General features: G+C 70.7%; 18 protein-coding genes. 8 read left to right on the top strand and 10 right to left on the bottom strand.

All coding sequences use genetic code 11. The features are described from left to right. Positions 1-113 precede the first annotated feature (113 nt). From PKE84_RS03460 to PKE84_RS03440, 5 genes are all read right to left on the bottom strand, one after another. Entirely contained in the window at positions 114-926 is an 813-nt protein-coding gene (locus tag PKE84_RS03460; protein ID WP_271175816.1) for a PaaX family transcriptional regulator, read from the bottom strand. A gap of 26 nt (positions 927-952) precedes the next feature. After that, entirely contained in the window at positions 953-2,227 is a 1,275-nt protein-coding gene (locus PKE84_RS03455; protein ID WP_271175815.1) for a kynureninase, read from the bottom strand. Further along, on the bottom strand, positions 2,224-3,306 hold the full coding sequence (locus PKE84_RS03450; RefSeq protein ID WP_271175814.1) for an amidohydrolase family protein: 1,083 nt from the start codon (positions 3,304-3,306) through the stop codon (positions 2,224-2,226). Before PKE84_RS03450 ends, PKE84_RS03455 begins: the two co-directional genes overlap by 4 nt. Continuing rightward, entirely contained in the window at positions 3,303-4,163 is an 861-nt protein-coding gene (gene kynA, locus PKE84_RS03445; protein WP_271175813.1) for a tryptophan 2,3-dioxygenase, read from the bottom strand. Before kynA ends, PKE84_RS03450 begins: the two co-directional genes overlap by 4 nt. Before the next feature lie 100 nt (positions 4,164-4,263). Beyond that, positions 4,264-4,983 carry an MBL fold metallo-hydrolase gene (locus tag PKE84_RS03440; protein WP_271175812.1) on the bottom strand — a complete coding sequence of 240 codons (720 nt, stop codon included), beginning with the start codon at positions 4,981-4,983 and terminating at the stop codon, positions 4,264-4,266. A gap of 38 nt (positions 4,984-5,021) precedes the next feature. Between PKE84_RS03440 and PKE84_RS03435 the strand changes: the two genes are divergently transcribed. The 6 genes from PKE84_RS03435 to PKE84_RS03410 all read left to right on the top strand — a co-directional run bounded on the left by PKE84_RS03435 (position 5,022) and on the right by PKE84_RS03410 (position 11,346). Continuing rightward, positions 5,022-5,582 (top strand): TetR/AcrR family transcriptional regulator, encoded by a 561-nt coding sequence (locus tag PKE84_RS03435; RefSeq protein ID WP_271175811.1) that lies wholly within the window; start codon positions 5,022-5,024, stop codon positions 5,580-5,582. Positions 5,583-5,745: 163 nt separating this feature from the next. Beyond that, complete coding sequence (locus tag PKE84_RS03430) at positions 5,746-6,693, top strand: HAD family hydrolase (RefSeq protein ID WP_271175810.1); 948 nt, start codon at positions 5,746-5,748, stop codon at positions 6,691-6,693. 59 nt (positions 6,694-6,752) lie between these two features. After that, complete coding sequence (locus PKE84_RS03425) at positions 6,753-7,862, top strand: zinc-binding dehydrogenase (protein WP_271175809.1); 1,110 nt, start codon at positions 6,753-6,755, stop codon at positions 7,860-7,862. A gap of 134 nt (positions 7,863-7,996) precedes the next feature. After that, positions 7,997-8,635: a uracil-DNA glycosylase gene (locus PKE84_RS03420; RefSeq protein WP_271175808.1), complete on the top strand. Its 639-nt coding sequence runs from the start codon at positions 7,997-7,999 to the stop codon at positions 8,633-8,635. Between the two features lie 348 nt (positions 8,636-8,983). Continuing rightward, positions 8,984-9,565: a PadR family transcriptional regulator gene (locus PKE84_RS03415; protein WP_271175807.1), complete on the top strand. Its 582-nt coding sequence runs from the start codon at positions 8,984-8,986 to the stop codon at positions 9,563-9,565. 14 nt (positions 9,566-9,579) lie between these two features. Next, the gene (locus PKE84_RS03410) at positions 9,580-11,346 is read left to right on the top strand and encodes a DHA2 family efflux MFS transporter permease subunit (RefSeq protein WP_271175806.1); all 1,767 of its coding nucleotides are present in this window, start codon (positions 9,580-9,582) and stop codon (positions 11,344-11,346) included. A gap of 115 nt (positions 11,347-11,461) precedes the next feature. Here PKE84_RS03410 and PKE84_RS03405 read toward each other — a convergent pair whose 3' ends face one another. Further along, positions 11,462-12,352: a VOC family protein gene (locus PKE84_RS03405; RefSeq protein ID WP_271175805.1), complete on the bottom strand. Its 891-nt coding sequence runs from the start codon at positions 12,350-12,352 to the stop codon at positions 11,462-11,464. 154 nt (positions 12,353-12,506) lie between these two features. Here PKE84_RS03405 and PKE84_RS03400 point away from each other — a divergent pair, with 154 nt between their 5' ends. Further along, the gene (locus tag PKE84_RS03400; RefSeq protein ID WP_271175804.1) at positions 12,507-13,916 is read left to right on the top strand and encodes an LCP family protein; all 1,410 of its coding nucleotides are present in this window, start codon (positions 12,507-12,509) and stop codon (positions 13,914-13,916) included. On the opposite strand, the gene PKE84_RS03395 is transcribed toward PKE84_RS03400, so the two are convergent. Beyond that, positions 13,906-14,499: a TetR/AcrR family transcriptional regulator gene (locus tag PKE84_RS03395; protein WP_271175803.1), complete on the bottom strand. Its 594-nt coding sequence runs from the start codon at positions 14,497-14,499 to the stop codon at positions 13,906-13,908. The two genes, PKE84_RS03400 and PKE84_RS03395, sit on opposite strands and share 11 nt — an antisense overlap. Before the next feature lie 154 nt (positions 14,500-14,653). On the opposite strand from PKE84_RS03395, the gene PKE84_RS03390 reads away from it, so the two are divergent. Then, positions 14,654-16,564, top strand: a complete 1,911-nt coding sequence (locus PKE84_RS03390; RefSeq protein ID WP_271175802.1) for a heavy metal translocating P-type ATPase — start codon at positions 14,654-14,656, stop codon at positions 16,562-16,564. Here PKE84_RS03390 and PKE84_RS03385 read toward each other — a convergent pair. From PKE84_RS03385 to PKE84_RS03375, 3 genes are read right to left on the bottom strand one after another with little or no spacing between them, the layout of a single operon-like run. After that, positions 16,528-17,439 (bottom strand): phosphoribosylaminoimidazolesuccinocarboxamide synthase, encoded by a 912-nt coding sequence (locus tag PKE84_RS03385; protein WP_271175801.1) that lies wholly within the window; start codon positions 17,437-17,439, stop codon positions 16,528-16,530. The genes PKE84_RS03390 and PKE84_RS03385 overlap by 37 nt on opposite strands. A gap of 23 nt (positions 17,440-17,462) precedes the next feature. Then, positions 17,463-18,218 (bottom strand): SDR family NAD(P)-dependent oxidoreductase, encoded by a 756-nt coding sequence (locus PKE84_RS03380; protein WP_271175800.1) that lies wholly within the window; start codon positions 18,216-18,218, stop codon positions 17,463-17,465. After that, positions 18,215-18,973, bottom strand: coding sequence for a hypothetical protein (locus PKE84_RS03375; RefSeq protein WP_271175799.1), 759 nt, complete (start codon positions 18,971-18,973; stop codon positions 18,215-18,217). Before PKE84_RS03375 ends, PKE84_RS03380 begins: the two co-directional genes overlap by 4 nt. Between the last annotated feature and the right edge of the window lie 26 nt (positions 18,974-18,999).

Raw genomic sequence — 18,999 nt, 5'->3', positions numbered from 1 at the left:
AGAGCCACTACATCGTGGGTGGCTGGATTGCCCTTGCGATCGGAGTCACGTGCGCTCCAGACCGTTGTCCGGTGAGTGGGCCGATGCGGCTGCCGCGGCGACGCCGTGCGGGGTCAGAGCGCGACGCGCCTCGCGTAGGCCAGCGCCCGCGGCTCCAGGGCGGCGCGCAGCTCGGCGAAGCGGGCGGCACTGGCGGCGGCGGGCCAGTCGTCGGGGAGGGCGGCCGCCGGAAGCCCGGGGTCGAGGTACGGGATCACCCGCCACTCGTCGAGCACGCGCATCCACTGGGCGAACGCGGCCGGATCGTCGACCGGATGCGCGGCCGAGGCGAAGCGTTCCAGGAACGTCTCGTGGGCGGCCCGGATGCGGTCGAGGTCGTACCAGAGCGCCAGACCGCTGCCGAGCGGACCGCGTGCGCGGGCGTCGGCGAAGAGCACGCACTCCTGCTGCAGAGCGAGCTCGGTGAGCATCCGGTCGATCTCAGACTCGAGGTGTTGCGGGGCGATCCAGAGTCCGTCGGCCACGGTGCCGCAGCCCAGGGCGGCGAGCCGGCGGCGCAGCTGATGGCGCTGGTCGCGGCGGTGCTCCGGGATCGAGAACGAGAGGAGGCACCAGCCGTCGTCGCCGGAGGGCCGGGTGTCGAAGATCCGGCGGTCGCCGCGCTCGAGCATCGGGACCGCGGCCGGGTCGAGCGCGTACCCGGCGACCGCTCCGCGCGGCTCGCGCACGAGCACCCCGCGGGCGCACAGCCGGGTGAGGCTTGAGCGCGCCGTGCTGGCCGGCACGTCGAGGGCGTCGAGCAGGGCGACGGCACCGGATGCGGTCATCCAGCCGCCGAGCGGACGCAGAACGCTCCCGACGACGGTGCGCAGCAGCGCGGTCGAGCTGCCGGTGCGCGCCTCGAGGTCTTCGCGGCCCTCACTCATTCGTGAGGTCGCATTCGTGCGGTCGCTCACTCATTCGTGAGGTCGCCGAGGGCGTCGCGGATCGCGGCCACGCCCAGATACGTCTCCTCGAAGCTCGTGCTCAGCGGTGAGAGACCGATGCGCAGGCCGTTCGGGTCGCGGAAGTCGGGGATGACGTCGCGCTCCCACAACAGCGCGGTCACCTCGCGCATCGCCGGATGGTTCACGGTCACGTGGCCGCCGCGACGCTCCGCATCCCGCGGGCTCGCGACCGTGACGCCCAGGGGACGCAGCCAGTCGTCGGTGAGGGCGATGGCGAACTCGGTGAGCGCGATGGACTTGGCGCGCACGGCATCCATCCCGCACTCGGCGATCATCGCGACCGTGTCCTGCATCGCGAGCATCCCGACGATCGCGGGGGTGCCGCTGAGGTAGCGGCGGGCGCCCGTGGCCGGCTGGAACTCGGGACCCATCAGGAACACGTCGGCGGCGCTCATCCAGCCCTGGATCGGCTGCGTCAGCTCGCCCTGCAGGTCAGCGCGCACGTAGCCGAAGGCGGGCGAGCCAGGCCCGCCGTTGAGGTACTTGTAGGTGCAGCCGACCGCGACGTCCACGCCCCACGCGTCGAGTTCGAGAGGGACGGAGCCGACGGAATGGCAGAGATCCCAGAGCACGAGCGCGCCCGCGTCGTGGGCGATGCGCGTGATCGCGGGCACGTCGGCGAGGAAACCGGAGCGGTACGCGACGTGGCTCAGCACGACGAGCGCGGTCTCCGGGCCCACCACCTCGGCGACCTGCTCGGGCGTGACGCCGGCTTCGGTGTCGGCCTGGATCCAGCGCAGGGTCAGGCCGCGCTCGCGCGCGATGCCGTCGAGGACGTAGCGGTCGGTGGGGAAGTTGTCGGTGTCGACGACGATCTCGGTGCGGCCCGGGCGGGCGTCGACGGCCGCGCGTGCCAGCTTGTAGAGGAGCACGGTCGTCGAGTCGCCGATGAAGGTCTGGCCGTGTGCGGCGCCGAGCACGGTGTCGGCGATCGCGTCGCCGATCGTGAACGGCAGCTCCATCCACTCCTCGTCCCATCCCCGGATGAGCCGGTTCCCCCAGCCCTCGACGAGGAAGCGCTGGATGCGGTCGATACTCGCCCGGGTCGGACGGCCGAGGGAGTTGCCGTCGAGGTACGCGACGACGTCGCTTGAGCCGTCGTCGATGCCGGCGAAACGCGTGCGGTAGCCGGCGAGCGGGTCGGAGGCGTCGGCGGCGCGGGCGGCGGCCAGATGGTCCGTGAGGTCGGCGAGGTCGGTGGGGTCGGTGCGGTCGGTCATGCGTCTCCTCCGGGGATGGTGGTGATCGTCGAGGCGGTGGCGCCGCGGGCGGTGGCCAGCCAGGCGGGCAGGTCGGCCTCGTCGGCGGGCGGGGTGGTGGGCAGCCAGGCGAAGCGGGGCCCGAACGGTGCGCGAGTGAGCGGATCGGGCCCGGCGATGGTGCGTACGAGAGCGGTGCCGTCGAGGCCGGCGGCGGCGAGATCGGCGAGCTCGCGCGCGTTCACTCCGGTCGCAAGCGGACCGTTACCGAGGTCCGTGCCGTACAGGATGCGTCCGCCCGCGTCGGCGAAACGGCGCAGGTTCTCGATCGCGGTCGCGAGTTCGGTGGTTGGCCGTCCCCAGCCGTGGATGTCGAGGGTCGAGACCCAGCTCACGCCGGCGTCGACGCATCGCCGGATGATCGTGTCGTCGACCCGCTCGGTGAACGGGGTGTGGGCCAGCTGGTCGGCGCCGGCGGCGATCGCACGAGCGGTCTGCCCATCGCCCTGCGCATGGACGGTCACCGGGAGGCCGTGCGCGTGAGCCTCCTCTACAATCGCGGCGAGGGTCGCGTCGTCCACGGTTGGTCCCGACTGGGTGTTGAGCGTGACCTTGATCCGCGAGGCTCCCCACATGACCTGTTCACGAACCGCAGCCACCGCATCATCCGCGTTCCTCAGCTCGGCCGACGACCCGGGAGGTCCCCAGCCGGCATTGACCGGATACCCGCCGGGAGCGGTGAGCAGCGCCCCGGCGATCGCGACGGCCGGATGCCCGGGACCGGCGTCGAGCCACACTGCGGCGACCTCGGGGATCCAGCCGAGGTCGACGGCGTCGGTGATGCCGTTGGCGAACATCACGGCGGGATCGGTGAGTCCGAGATGCGTGTGGTGGTCGGTCAGGTGCGGGATGAGAGCGCCGCCGAGTTCGTGATCGGCGCGCCGAGCAGGGCCGGCCGGGTCGGTAGTGTCGGCCGGATCCGCTTCGGCGAGCTGGAGCATGCCGCCGCTGATCGTGAAGACGGTGCGGCCACGGAAGCCGTCGCCGTCCCACGCTGCGTCGACGCCGATGGTGCGGCCGTCGGCGGTCGCGTCCGTCATCGTGGCGCGCCGATCTCCGTTCGCACGGCGAACAGCTCGGGGAAGAACGTGAGCTCGAGCGCCTTCTGCAAGAACGAGACGCCGGTCGATCCGCCCGTGCCCGTCTTCATGCCGATCGTGCGCTGCACCGTCTTGAGGTGCCGGAACCGCCAGAGCTGGAAGTTGTCCTCCAGGTCGACGAGTTCCTCGCATGCCTCGTACTCGGCCCAGTGGTCGGCGGCGTTCTCGTAGATGTCGCGGAAGACGGGGACGAGCTCGGGGTGGAACGTGTACGCCTCGGTCACGTCGCGGTCGAGCACGCTCGGCGGGATGTCGAAGCCGGCCCGATCGAGGTAACGGAGGAACTCGTCGTAGATGCTCGGCGCCTCGAGCAGCTGGGCGAGGAGCGCCTGGGCGACCGGATCGCTCTCGAACACGCTCAGCATGCGGCGGTTCTTGTTGCCGAGCACGAACTCGACGGCCCGGTACTGGTACGACTGGAAGCCGGACGAGTTGCCGAGGAAGCCGCGGAACTCGGCGTACTCGGTCGGTGTGAGCGTGGCGAGCACCGACCACTGCTCGGTCAGCGTCTTCTGAATGTGCTTGACCCGTGCGATCCGCTTGAGTGCCGGGGCCAGTTCGTCGGCGCGGAGCAGGTCGCGCGCCGACTCCAGTTCGTGCAGCACGAGCTTGAGCCAGAGCTCGGTCGTCTGGTGCTGGATGATGAACAGCAGCTCGTCGTGATGCTCGGGGACGCTCACGGGCTTCTGAGCGCTCAGCAGGGTGGGGAGGTCGAGGTACGAACCGTACGACATCCGCTCACGGAAGTCGGTGACGATGTCGGGATCGAACGCGCGCGTGTTGTCATCGGCGGTCATGTTGCAATTCTGCGTCGATCGTCACAAAACTGCAACAGGCACAATTCGCGCCCAGGCGCGGAGTCGAGCACGTGACGCGGGTGCGGGCAGGGATCGGCCCCTAGCGCCGCTTCTCGGCCTCGCGGTACGCGGCGACGAGTGCGGGCGCACCCTGGGTCCACACCGGTCCGTGACCCGGGACCACGAAGTCGACGTCGAGTCCGGCCAGCCGCTCGAGCGAAGCGGAGGATGCGGCCTGATCGTCGGTGAAGGGCGCCGGCTGCGGTCCTGTCTCGCCGGTCAGCACGCTTCGCGTCGTGAGCTCGTCGCCGACGAACACTGCGCGCACCGCGGGCACGTGGATCGCCACGCTGCCGGGCGAGTGGCCGGGCATCCCGATGATCACGGGAGCGCCGGGCAAGGCGAGGACCTCGCCGTCGTCGACCGGCACGACCTCCTTCACCGCAGGCATCCGCACCCCGCCCTTGCTGATCGCGTACGCGAAGAAGCCGAGCATGGGTCCCAGCCGGCGGGGGTCCTTCGGCGGCGACGGCGGTTTCTCGCCCATCGCCCGCGCCGCGTCGCCGGCACCGACATAGACCGGGATGCCGAGCTCAGCACGGAGCCGCTCGGCGAAGCCGGTGTGATCGCTGTCCCCGTGCGTCAGGACGATCCCCTTGATGTCGGAGAGCGGGCGGCCCAGAGTGGCGAGTTCCTTCTTCAGGTCGCCGTAATGCCCGGGCAGTCCGGTGTCGATGAGAGTCATCCCCTCGTCGGTCACGACGAGATGGATCGCGACGATGTCAGTGCCGATGCGGTGGAGGCCGGGTGCGAGTTCCATGATGGCTATGATAGTTAGCTATCGAGAGGAGATGCAAGATGCCGACTCCGGACAAGACGTCGCGCGCTGCGATCGTCGCTGCGGGCCGTGAGCTCGTCGAGCGCGCCGGCCCGGACGGCCTCACCATGCAGGCCGTCGCGGAACGGGTCGGCGTGCGTGCGCCGTCGCTGTACAAGCGGGTCCGCGACCGGCGCGAGCTGTTGGCGCTCGTCGTCGCGGCGACCCTGGGCGACCTCACCGCCCGCCTCGAGGCGCTGGATGAACACGCCGATCCCACCCGTCGTCTCGCGGAGCAGGCGGACGCCCTGCGGAGGTTCGCGCACGAGCATCCCGTCGGCTTCGGACTCGTGTTCGCGGCACACGGCGCGCCCCGGCCGGAGCAGGCGGCGGTGGTGCGCAGTGTCGCCCCGCTCCTCGACGCCGTCGCGGCGCTGACCGGCCCCGATCACGCTCTGGACGGGGCGCGCCTCGTGACGGCCTGGGCGAACGGGTTCATCACGATGGAGCTCGGCGGGCTGTTCGGACTCGGCGGCGACGTCGAATCGGCCTGGCGATGGGGGCTCGACCGGATCGTCGCATCGCTCGCCGCCGAGACCTGAGCCGAGCGAACTGCCCTGAGCCCGGAGCGGGATGCCGTGCGCCGTTCACCTGCGCGTAACCCGGCGTTGCTGCTACGGACCGACCGCGCTTCTAACGTCACAGGCAACGTTTGCGGCAGAGCATCGGCAGGGGACGATGCCTCCCGCTCAGAAAGGCAGCACCATGACGACGCGCGATGGACTGATCACTTCCGAGTTCGACGATGCGGCGACGTTCGACGATGACGTCCCGCTCGACGAATTCGGCGATCTCGACGCCGACGACCTCGACGACCGGCGGGCTGACGACGCCGATGACGACGACTGGGACGACGACGAGGAAGAAGCCGACGAGCTGGACGTCGACCTCGAACTCGTCGTGTTCGGCCTGGCCGGCACGACCGTGATCGACGACGACGTGCTGAACGGGGCGTTCGAGCTGGCACTCGCCGCAGCGGGGATCGGCGAGACCCCGGATGCTCGAGCCGACGCGCTCGACTACCTGCGCGAGACGGCGGGACAGCCGACCCTGGCGGTCTTCCGCTCGGTCGCACGCGATGACGAGCAGGCGCAGCACGCCAACGCGGAGTTCGAGGGTGCCTACGCCGCGCTGGCCGCGGAGATCGGGCTGCGTCCCGTCCAGGGCGCGGAAGATCTGATCCACCGTCTGAAGGAGAGCGGCGTGCGCGTCGCGTTCACCAGTGAGTTCTCGCGGTCGACCCACGACGCAGTGCTCGACGAGCTCGGCTGGCAGGATCTGGCGGATGTGTCGCTGACTCCGGCCGAGGCGGGGCGCGGTCGGCCGTACCCCGATCTGCCGCTCACGGCGCTGCTGCGCACGGGCGCGAGCAGCGTCGAAGGCATGGTCGTCGTGGGTGACACCGCGAACGACATCGTGGCCGGGATCGCGGCCGGCGCCGGGCTCGTGGTCGGGGTGCTCACCGGCGCCGACGACGAGGACACTCTGTTCGCCGCCGGGGCCGATGCCGTCATCCCGAGTGTCGCGGACCTTCCCGAGCTGCTCGGCTTCGAGGCGCACCAGGCGCCCGAGGCGCACGACGAGCACCAGACGCACGACGCGTACCAGGCGCACCAGGCGCACCAGGCGCCCCCAGTGAACGTCCTCCGGTGACCGTCAGGGCGGTTACGCCGCGCATCGTCGAGCCTCCGGCGCGCGGCAAAGGGGTCAGCGTGTACCCATCCGCTACTGCGATGGTGTGGCCGGGCGCCGGTCACCGCCACGAGGCAGTCGCCGTGCCGGGAGTGCGGCTCTCACCGGGCGATGCCCTGGTCGAGATCGAGCTGGCGACGATCTGCGGGTCGGACCTGCACACGGTGGCCGGTGATCGTGAGGCGCCCGCTCCTCTCGTGCTCGGGCACGAGCAGGTCGGCCGTGTCGTGGCGCTCGGGCGAGGCGGGGCGACCTCCACCGACGGACACCGGATCTCCCTCGGGGAGCGCATCGTGTGGTCGGTCGCGGTGCCGTGCGGCCGCTGCACCCGCTGCCGCCGAGGTCTCCCGCAGAAGTGCGCCAACCTGCAGAAGTACGGGCACGAGCGGATGCGCCGCGGCTGGGAGCTCTCCGGCGGCTTCGCCACCCACGCGCACATCCTCGCGGGAACACCGATGGTGCCCGCGCCCGACGACCTGGCCGCCGCGGTGCTCGCCCCGGCCTCCTGCGCGACCGCCACCGTCGCGGCCGCGCTCGAAGCCGCATCCGCGATCACGCCGCTCGACGGGGCCGTCGTGCTCATCGCCGGCGCCGGGATGCTCGGTCTCACGGCCGTCGCGATGGCCACGGACTCCGGGGCGCGCGTCGTCGTGAGCGACCCCGATCCGGCACGGCGTGATGCGGCGCTCACGTTCGGGGCGGCCGCCGTCTCGGACCCGCGGGTCGCCCTGGACTCCGCTCTCGGGCTGGCCGCCGCGATCGTGCGCGCCGGCGGCAGGGGCGCGGTTCCGACCGTCGCACTCGAGTTGTCGGGCACCGCGAGCGCGAGGAGCACGCTGTTGTCGGCGATCGACGTGGGCGGGGTGCTGGTGCTCGTCGGGTCGGTCTCTCCCGGTCCCGAGCTCCTGGTGGATCCGGACCAGCTGGTGCGCCGGCTGCTGACCGTGCGCGGCGTGCACAACTATGCGCCGCGGCACCTGGAGCAGGCGGTGCGCTTCCTCGCTCAGAGCGGGACGCGCTATCCGTTCGCTGAGCAGGTCGGGCAGACCTTCCCGCTCTCCGAGGTGGATGCCGCGCTCGCCGCAGCCTCGACCGGCGCCTCGCCCCGCGTCGCGCTGCGCCCGCGCTGACGCCGCTTCTCCGCTCGTCCGTCCGTCCGGGCGGCCGGCGTCGAGTCCGGTAGAAATCAGGTCTACCGACTCGCGAGCATGATTTCTCCCGGACTCGATGGCGGCGGCATCCGGTCGTGGGGGATGCTGGGAGTGTGGGTGACACGGCGGACGACACGTTGGACGAGTTCTTCGCGCGCCTCGCCACCGTGCCCGCGCCGTCGGATGCCGAGTTCCTGTACGCCGACGACGACGCCGGCCGGATGCGCGCGCGGAACCTGCGGCGCTACCTCGACGGCGTCGGGCGCAGTGCGTCGATCATGCTGCTGGGCGAGGCGCCGGGCTGGCGCGGGATGACGGTCACCGGCGTCCCGTTCGTGTCGGCACGCGAGGCAGCGCCCGACGGCCCGGCCACGCGCGCGATCGGTCCGCTGGAGCTGCCGGAGCACCCGCAGGCTCCGTGGGAGGCGTCGAGCCGTGTCGTCTGGGCGGCGCTCGCGTCGTGGGAGGGGCCGCTCCCCGTCACCTGGCCGATCTACCCGCATCATCCGTTCGTCGCCGGCGATGCCCTCACCAACCGCACGCCGCGCCCGCCGGAAGTCCGCGCGGGCACGGCGGTCGCGCTGGAGCTCGTGCGAGCGCTCGGCATCGAGACCGTGGTCGCGGTGGGGCGCAAGGCGCAGGGTGCGCTCGCGGCGGAGGGTGTCGCTGCGCAGGCGATCCGGCATCCGGCGCAGGGCGGCGCCCGCCTCTTCACCGAGCAGCTCGCCGAACTGGGGCGCAGCCGCCGCTGACCCGTCGCGCCGTCGCCCGGCGTCGCCGGCCGCCGCCGCCCCGCGCCCGCCCCCGCGCCGCCTGCGGGCGGCGACTTGCGTCGAATGTGCGGATGCGCACCCGCCCGACCGCACATCTGACGCAACTCGATGGCGGCCGGCGGACGGCGGGCGGCCGGCGGCGGCCGGCACGGGTGTCGGTGGCGGGTGGCAGGCTCGGAAACAAGCAGGTCGGAGGGTTGACAACGAACTAGTCCGCGCCGTATATTCCATGTGGAATAATCAAGCGGGAGCAGTTCAGCTCCCGCCAGCCGCCGGCCGCCGTCGCCCCGTGCTCCTCTCCCTCCTCGAAAAAGGACTCCCCTCCGCATGCCTCCCGCTACGTCTCTCACGCCCCTCGGCGTCGCCGCGCTCGCGCTGCTCGCCGAACGCGCGATGCACCCGTACGAGATGTACCAGACGCTGATCCAGCGTTCGGAGGACCGCTGGGTCAAGGTGCGCCCGGGTTCGCTCTATCACACGGTCGACCGGCTCGCCGGGCAGGAGCTGGTCCGGGCGATCAGCACCGAGCGCGAGGGCAACCGCCCGGAGCGCACCACCTACGAGATCACCGAACAGGGGAGCCTGGCGCTGAGCGAGCGGGTCGCCGGCATCCTCGGCACTCCGATCAACGAGTACCCCGAGTTCCCGCTCGGACTCGGCGAGGCGCACAACCTGCCGATCGAGACGGTCGTGCAGCTGCTGCGCACCCGCGTCGCCCATCTGCAGGCCGACCGCGACCTCATCGAGAAGGGCATCCAGGATCTCGAGGCGAGGCGACTGCCGCGCAAGTACTGGATCAACGCCCAATACATCCGGGCCATCCGCGAGGTCGAACTGACCTGGCTGGAGGCCCTCATCGACGACCTCGAATCAGGCGTACTGTCCTGGTCCGAGGAGAAGCCCCACTGAGAGAGACAACACACATGCAAAAAGAACTGAAGCCGTGGCCGGCCCTCTGGGCCCTGGTCATCGGGTTCTTCATGATCCTCATCGACACGACCATCGTGTCGGTCGCGAACCCCGCGATCATGAAGGGCCTGGATCTCGGCACCGACTACAACGCCGTCATCTGGGTGACGAGCGCCTATCTCCTCGCCTACGCCGTTCCGCTGCTGATCACCGGACGCCTCGGTGACCGCTTCGGCCCGAAGAACCTCTACCTCATCGGTCTCGTGATCTTCACGATCGCTTCTGCCTGGTGCGGATTCTCCGGCGTGCTGCCGGGCGGCGGCATCGGGATGCTCATCGCAGCCCGCGTCGTGCAGGGTCTCGGCGCCGCGCTCATGACGCCGCAGACGATGGCGGTCATCACCCGCATCTTCCCGCCCGACCGCCGCGGTGCGGCCATGGGCCTTTGGGGTGCCGTCGCCGGTGTCGCGACGCTGGTCGGCCCGCTGCTCGGCGGCGTGCTCGTCGATGCCCTCGGCTGGGAGTGGATCTTCTTCATCAACGTGCCCGTCGGAATCGTGGCGTTCGTGCTCGCGATGCGTCTCGTGCCGAAGCTCCCGACGCACTCGCACAGCTTCGACATCCTCGGCGTCGTGCTGAGCGCCGTCGGCATGTTCCTGCTGGTGTTCGGCATCCAGGAGGGAAGCACGTACGACTGGGGCGTCATCGCCGGGCCGATCACCGTCTGGGGACTCATCATCTCCGGCATCGTCGTGCTCATCGGGTTCGTCGTCTGGCAGGCCTACAACAAGAAGGAGCCGCTGCTTCCGCTGAAGCTCTTCCGCGACCGCAACTTCTCCCTGTCGAACGGTGCCATCACCACGGTCGGCTTCGCCGTGACCTGCATGTCGCTGCCCCTGGTGTTCTACTTCCAGACGGTCCGCGGCCTCACCCCGACCGAGTCGGCGCTGATGCTCGCTCCGACCGCCGTGTTCTCCGGCGTGCTCGCTCCGTTCGTCGGAAAGATGATCGACCGGGTGAACCCGCGCTACTTCGCGACGACGGGCCTCGTGCTCTTCGCCGTCGCGCTGTTCTGGTTCTCGCGTCTCCTGACCCCGGATGTGTCGATCTGGTGGCTGCTCGCTCCGAGCGCCCTGCTCGGCATCGCGATGTCCGGAGTGTGGGGTCCGATTTCGACGACAGCCACGCGCAACCTTCCGATCAACCAGGCCGGGGCCGGCTCCGGCGTGTTCAACACGACGCGCCAGGTCGGTGCGGTGCTCGGTTCGGCGTCGATCGCGGCCCTCATCTCGGGCCGCCTCGCGGTCGACCTGCCCAAGGCGCCCGGTGGCGCATCCGGTAGTGCGGGGTCCGTCGTCGGCGGTACCGAGCTGCCCGAGTTCCTGCATGCGGGCTTCACGCAGGCGATGTCGGAATCGCTGCTCCTGCCGGCGGCCGTCGCCTTCCTCGGCGCGATCATCGTGGCGTTCTGGCAGAAGCCGAAGCCGCCCGCGTGGGGTCCGAACGCAGCGAAGGCGCAGGATGCTCCTGCCGGAGCCGGTGCGCCGGTCGCCGGGTCGGAGCCCGTGCCGGTGGGCGCTGGTGCGCCGGTCGAGTCGGTCGCGACCGAGGCCGGGACCGCTGCGGCGACGCACGGTTCGCATGCGGCTCCGGTGCCGGTGGATGCGGTGCCGCACGGCTCGCACGCCGCCGACGTTCCCCCCGTCACCGACCTCGCTCCCGACCAGGAGCCGCCGCACGGGCTGCACGCCGCTCCTGCCCCGACGACGGCAACCGACTAGCGCCGACGTCACGCCTTGACCACGGAAGCCCCGGCCGACTCGGCCGGGGCTTCCGTCGTTCCCGCACGCACGCACACCCGCACGCGCCGAGTCGATGCGACTTAGGGGCCTGCGGTCAGGAGGTCGCGACCACGGCGCGCACGACGTTCGCCCACGGGTCGTCGAAGGTGACCGAGCGGCCGTCGTCGCGCGCCTCGATGCCGTAGTGCCGCATCCGCTCGCTGAGCTCGCCGAGATCGTCCGCCTGCGGGACGTGGATCTCCACCTGGCCGAGACCCAGGGCGAGCTGCCGGCGGCCGGCGCCGCGGCTGTTCCAGGTGTTCATCGCCATGTGGTGGTGGTAGCCGCCGGCGCTCACAAACAGCGCCTGGTCGCCGAGCGCGGCCGTCGTTGCGAACCCGAGCCGGTCCACGTAGAACTCGCGGGCGGATGCGACATCGCCGACGGAGAGGTGCACGTGCCCGACCACGGCCGAGCCGAAGGGCGAACCGCCGCCGGGAGCGCCCGCCGTCGCCAGCGCGGCGCCACGATCGGTGAGGTGCTCGCGCAGGAAGTCGTTCGGGTCGAGGTACAGCGTGCCCATCTCGACCTGGCCGTGCGTCCAGCTCCACGTCGTGCGGTCGCGATCCCAGTAGAGCTCGACGCCGTTGCCTTCGGGGTCGGTGAAGTAGAACGCTTTGCTCACCAGGTGGTCGGCGCTGCCGGTGAACGTGCCCGGTGCTCGCGTCGCCACCGAATACACCGCTGCCGCGAGCGCCTCCTCGGAATCGAAGAGCACCGCGGTGTGGAACAGACCCGCCTCGTGCGGCGCTGCATGACGCAGTTCTGGCGCGTGCTCGAGGATCACCACCGGCGTCGAACCGCGGCCGAGGATCGTGCTGCCGCCGGCCTGGGCCAGCACATCGAGGGTCACGGCATCGCGGTAGTACGCGGTCATCCCGTCGAGGTCGGCGACGCGCAAGGTCACGGCGCCCATGGCGGAGTCGGCGGGGAGGAGCTCGGTCATACCTTCACCAACGCCCATGCGAACGCATATATTTCGGATGCGCGACCCGGACACGCGAACCGGATGCGCCCCCATGACGGTGCGGAAGAGGCCGGTGCCGCTACTGTGATCTGGCTGGCGTCTGACGCAGCCGGAAACCCGTGATGGAGGGGGAGTGGTGGAAGCAGGATCGACGCCTGAGGGACGCGTGACGTCCGGGGACCGTCCGACGATGGGCGGCACCGCGTCTCCCGACAAGGGTGGGTCTCCCGACGAGGGTGCGTTGACGGACGAGCGCGCGCTGGCCGACGTGCGCCCGCGGAACACCGGCGCCCCAGGAATCGCACGGCATGGCCGGCTGCGGAAGCGACGCGCTCTGCCGTTCGTGCTCTCGATCATCGGATCCCTCGCCGCCGTAGCGGTCGTCTCCAGCGTCTCGCTCTCCGCCTACGCCTTGTGGAACGTCACCTCCAGCGTGAAGCCGGCCGTCAAGCTCGTGGACGCCAAGGGAAACGTCATCCCCCCGATTCCGGAGGTCGGTGCGATCAGCGGCGGGTTCAACGTGCTGCTCGCCGGCAGCGACAGTGGCGGAGGCAACAAGGCCTACGGCTCGCGCGGCGAAGTGCTCAACGACGTGACGATGCTCTTGCATGTCTCCGCGGACCACAAGAACGCGACCGTCGTCAGCTTCCCGCGCGACATGTTCGTGCCCATCCCGTCCTGCCCGACTGAGGACGGCAAAGGAAGCTACAGCGCGATGAGCCGGCAGAAGATCAACAACACGCTCAGCTACGGCGGGCTCGCGTGCACCGTCCTCACGGTCGAGAAGCTGACCGGTCTGACCATCCCGTATGCCGGGGTGATCGAGTTCGACGGCGTCATCGAGATGTCGAACGCGGTGGGCGGCGTGCCCGTCTGCGCCGGGGGCGACATCTCGGACGACATGACGGGCCTGAACATCAAAGCCGGTCAGAACACGTTGCAGGGCGCGCAGGCGCTGGCGTTCCTCCGCACGCGGCACGGTGTCGGCGACGGGTCGGACCTCGGCCGGATCAGCAACCAGCAGGTGTTCCTGTCGTCGCTGGTGCGCACGATCAAGAGTTCGGACACGCTGACCAATCCGGTGAAGGTCTACGGGTTGGCGCGCGCTGCGGTGAAGAACATCAAGCTCTCCGAGAGCCTCAGCAATCTCACGACGATCGTCTCGATCGCCGCGGCCCTGCGCAACATCGACCTGAACAAGGTCGTCTTCGTGCAGTATCCGAACCATTACGTGAAGGGCGGCGGCGGCGTCGAGCCGACCGAGGATGCGGCGGAGACCCTGATGACGGCGCTCGCCGCCGACAAGCCGATCGCGTTGACCGGCGACACCGGCGTCGGATCCGAGACCGCGCCCGACTCCCCGGCAACGCAGCCCCCGGCGACGCAGCCCCCGGCCACGCAGCCGCCAGCGACGCAGCCCCCGGCGACGCAGCCGCCAGCGACACAGCCCCCGGCGACGCAAGCGCAGTCTGTCGAGCTCCCGTCGGATGTGCACGGCCAGACCGCCGGTCAGGTCACCTGCTCGAAGCCGTTCACCGGCTAGCGCCGAGCCGCGCGAGTTCGTCGGCGACGATCGCGCGGGCGCGCCCGCCGTCGAGTGCCGGATGCCTGCCGACGAGGTGGGCGGCGAGCCCATCGATCAGCGCGCGGAGCCGGTCGGCGGCGAGATCGAGCGCGGCGCTCGACGTGCCGGGACGCGAGACGGAAGCGACCACCTGCCGAACGACGGCGAGCATCCCGTCGTCCCACGCTCGTTTTGCGGGCTCCAGCTCTTCATCGGCGAGGGTGGCCCCGACGAACGCGAGCCACACCTCCATCTCCTCCCGGCGCTCGTCGTCGAGCGGCAGGTACTGCTCGAGCACGAGTTGCGCATCCGGTGCACCGTCACGCGCGGTCGCGGTGAGGTGCTCGATGCGGCGCGCGGTGCGATCGACCACGAGCTGCATCGCGAACGCCAGCACGTCGGACTGGCGCGGAAAATAGTGGCGCAGTGAGCCGAGCGCCATGTCGGCCTCGGCCGCGACCGCGCGGGTGCTGACCGCCGAGATGCCGTCACGCCGGATGATGCGCCACACCGCTTCTCCGATGTGCCGTCGGCGGGCATCCGGGGTCTCGCTCGTGCGCATAGCCGCACCCTACCTGCTGGTCGAATCGAGTCCGGGAGAAGTACCGATTTCGACCCGTTCAGCGTGATTCTTCCCGGACTCGATGTGGGCGGCCGTCAGCGGAGGGAGCGGCGCGCCCCGTTGCTACCGCGGCGGCATCCGTAAGACTGGCCGGATGACCCGCATCCTCGGTCTCGCCCGCCGCTACTGGATGGTCACGCTGACCATCCTGGTGGGACTGCTCGGCATCGTGCTCGCGCTCAGCGGGGTGGGCTGGCTCGTGCAGTGGACCTTCAGCGCGTACGCCCTCGCCGTCGCGGCCTGGCAGGCGGTCGGCATGGTCAGGGCGATGCTGCATCGCGAGTTCGGCCTCGACATCCTGGCCGTGACCGCGATCGTCGCCACGGTTCTCGTCGGCGAATACGTGGCGGCCCTGCTGGTCGTCCTGATGCTGACCGGCGGAGAAGCGCTCGAGGACTACGCGAACCAGCGGGCGAAACGCGAGCTGGATGCGCTGCTCACGCGCTCCCCGCAGGTCGCACATCACGCGGTCGGCGGCGGCTACCGCGACATCCCGATCGGCGAGGTCAAGACGGGCGACGTGCTGCTGGTGCGGCCGTCGGAGATCGTCCCCGTGGACGGCACGCTGCTCTCGCCCGAGACGACACTCGACGAGTCGTCCATCACGGGGGAGAGCGTTCCGGTGGAGCGCGTCGTAGGCGACGTCCTGCTGAGCGGTGCCGTGAACGGGCGCCAGGCCGTCGAGATCCGCGCCACGAAGACCGCGGGCGACAGTCAGTTCCAGCAGATCGTCGTCCTTGTCGAGCATGCCGCGCAGAGCAAGGCCCCGGTCGTGCGACTGGCCGACCGGTATGCGGTCCCCTTCACCGTCTTCTCCCTCGCGCTCGGTGCTCTCGCCTGGTGGCTGAGCGGCGACCCCGTTCGGTTCGCGGAGGTTCTCGTTCTCGCGACGCCGTGCCCGCTGCTGATCGCCGCGCCGGTCGCGTTCATCGGCGGCATGAGCCGAGCCGCCCGCAACGGGATCATCGTGAAGAGCGGCGGCGTGCTCGAGCAGCTCGCCCGCGCCAAGACGGCGGTGTTCGACAAAACGGGAACCCTGACCTACGGCGCCCCCGCCCTGACCGAGCTGCGGCCGGTCAAGCCGCTCAGTCCCGAGCAGCTGCTGGTCGCGGTCGCCAGCGCCGAGCAGTACTCGTCGCACGTACTGGCCGCATCGATGATCGCGGCGGCCCGGGAACGCGGGCTCACCCTGCACGAGGCCGACTCGGCGGAGGAGGCGGCGACCAACGGCGTGGTCGCGCACTTCGGCGGCAGCGACGTGGTGGTGGGCAAGTTCGCGTTCGTCGCCGAGCACGCGCCGGATGCCCGCAGAACCGCCATCGCACCCGGAGAACTCGCGATCTACGTGGCCATGAACGGGCGCTACGCGGGAGCGGTGCTCGCTAGCGACCACCTGCGCGCCAACGCGAAGGCGACCCTCGATCGCCTCGGATCACTCGGCGTCACCCGGACCATGATGCTGACCGGCGACGCGCACGAGACGGCCGAGCACATCGCCGCCGAACTGGGCATCGGGCGCGTGCGAGCCGAATGCCTTCCCGCCGACAAGGTCGCGGAGGTGGCCGCGATCACGGAACGGCCGGTGATCATGGTCGGCGACGGGGTCAACGACGCTCCGGTGCTGGCGGCGGCGGATGTCGGAATCGCGATGGGAGCGAAGGGCGCGACGGCCGCGAGCGAGTCGGCGGACGCCGTGATCCTGGTGGATGACATCGCTCGCACGGCGAAGGCCGTCGAGTTCGGGCGTGACACGGTGCGGATCGCGCTGCAGAGCATCTGGCTGGGCATCGGCGTGTCGGTCGTGCTGATGGTGATCGCGGCGTTCGGCGTGATCCCGGCCACGGCAGGGGCGATCATCCAGGAGCTGGTGGATCTGGTGACGATCCTCGCGGCGCTCCGGGCGATCGGCGGGCGCCTGGATGCCAGGGCGGCGGCGGTCGGCGTGACTCCCGACGCCCCCGGCGCGCTTCAGTCGCCGGTCAGGCGCTCCAGCAGCTCCCGGTAGCGGGCGGCCGTGCGCTCGACGATGTCGGCCGGCAGCGCGGGCGGGGTCCCCGTCTTGTCCCAGTTGGCCGCCAGCCAGTCGCGGACGATCTGCTTGTCGAAGCTGGCCATCCGCTCGCCCGGGCTCGTGGCCGTGGCGTGGACCCGCGCATCCCAGTAGCGGCTCGAATCGCTCGTCAGCACCTCGTCGGCCAGTGTGATCTCGCCCGACGAGCGGTCGGCGCCGAACTCGAACTTGGTGTCGGCGATGATCACGCCATGCTTCTCGGCGATGGCCGCGCCGCGCTCGTAGACCAGCAGCGACAGTCGGCGGAGTTCCTCGGCGACGTCGGCGCCGACGAGCTCGACCGTGCGCTCGAAACTGATGTTCTCGTCGTGCTCGCCGAGCGGTGCCTTCCACGCCGGCGTGTAGATCGCCTCCGGCAGACGGTCGCCGTTCTGCAGCCCGGCAGGAAGCGCGACCCCGCACACGCTCTGGGTCTGCTGGTACTCGGCCCAGCCGCTGCCGGTGAGGTAGCCGCGCACCACGCACTCGATCGGGAACATGTCGAGCGGCTTCACCAGCATCGAGCGGCCGGCCACGGCATCCGGGATGTCTTCGACCACGCGGTCGCCGACGAGACGGTGATCCGGGATCAGGTGGTTCGGCACCTCGGTCAGCTGGTCGAACCACCAGAGGCTGAGGGTGGTCAGCAACTCGCCCTTGGCCGGGATGCCCGGCTCGAGCACATGGTCGAACGCGCTCACCCGGTCGCTCGCCACCACGAGCACGGCGTCGGTGTCGTCCAGCCCGGTGGCGGAGGACGGCACGTAGAGGTCGCGCACCTTGCCGGAGTACACGTGCGACCAGTCGGGCAGAGCGGGAGAGGTAGTCACGCGTCCATCGTACGGGCAGGCGCTCAGGCGGCCTTGCCTCCGTCGACCGCCAGCACCGTCCCCGTCACGTACGACGACGCGGGCGAGGCCATCCACCGCACGGCCTCGGCGACCTCGTCGGCGCGGCCCATCCGGCCCATCGGCATGTATTGGCCGACCTGCTCGCGCACCGCCGCATCCTGCGCCATGATCGGGCCGGACTCGATCGGGCCGGGAGCGACCGCGTTGACCCGGATGCCGTGGCGCGCCTCGTCGATGGCCGCCGTTCTGGTCAGCCCGATGACCGCATGCTTGGCCGCCGCGTACGCCGACATGCCGGGCGCCCCGCTGGTGCCGGCACTCGACGCGACGTTCACGATCGCGCGGGGTCCGTCGACCTCCGTCATCGCCCGGAGCTCGGCCCGCAATGCGACGGCGACGGCCCGGAACGTCACGGCCACCACGGCGTCGAACTCGTCGAACGCCATCGCCGTCAACGGGGACGGTCGGTGACCGCGGCCGATGTTGTTGACGGCGACGGTGAGGTCGGCGATGCCGGCGGCACGCGCGACCGCGTGCTCGACGGCGTCGTCGTCAGTCGCGTCGACGGTCAGCACCTCGGGGCATCGGATGCCCGCTGCGCGGAGGTCATCGGCTAGCCGTTCGAGAGCGGCGGTATCGCGGCCGGCGGGGATCAGGGTGAGCCCGTCGGCGCCCAGCAGCCGGCAGATCGCGTTGCCGATCAGCCCGTTGGCGCCGAGGACGAGGGCGCCGCCGAGCACGACGGCGCTGCCGTTCATGAGGGGTCGCCTGCCTGCGCGACACTCGCGTTCGGTGCGCCGTCGCGATCCCGGACCTCGCGGCGATCGGTGGGCAGCAGGAAGCCGGCGGCGATCAGCCAGAGCAGTCCGCCGAAGCGTCCGATCGGGAGCAGGAACTGCAGCGGCTCGATCGCGAGCGACAGGAAGCTGAGCTCGGCGAGCGCGGCGATGACGAGCCCCGTCCAGCTCAGCCAGCGCGGCAGCAGGTGCAGGATCAGCGACGGCACCGCGATTCCGGCGAGCAGGAGCCCGAGTCCCGTGGCGTAGCCGACACCGCCCGTCACGAACGCCAGGAACGACAATGCCAGCGCGACCGAGGGGTCGGAGCTGACTTCCGGCCGGCTGAGCACGTAGCTCGCGAATGCCGAGACCATGAGCAGCAGCGAGGCGGTGATGCCGCCGAAGAATCCGATGCCGGGGCCGGGGACACGGACCCCCAGGCGCTGCAGGCGGGCCCACGCGGTGGCGGCGAGGATGCCGAGCGGCACGGCCGAGCCGAATTGGATCATGGCGCTGATCCGGATGCTCAGCCAGTCGCTCTGAGCGTAGGCGGCGACCGCCTCGCTTCCCGCGAAGGGCGAGACGAAACCGGTGCCGCCGGAGAGGACGACGCCGAGGATCAGCCCGAGGGCGACGAGGCCGGCGGTGACGATGGCGAGGGCTCCCAGGTGAGGGCCGCCCGAGCGCCGCCGAGTCTTTTCGGGCGTGACGCCGGAGGATGTCATAGCGTTCATGGAAGTAATGATTACACATTGTAATC

Source organism: Leifsonia poae, assembly GCF_027921845.1.
GTDB lineage: Bacteria > Actinomycetota > Actinomycetes > Actinomycetales > Microbacteriaceae > Leifsonia > Leifsonia poae.
Note: the sequence above shows the minus strand (reverse complement) of the source record. Positions and strands in the feature narration are given on the sequence as shown.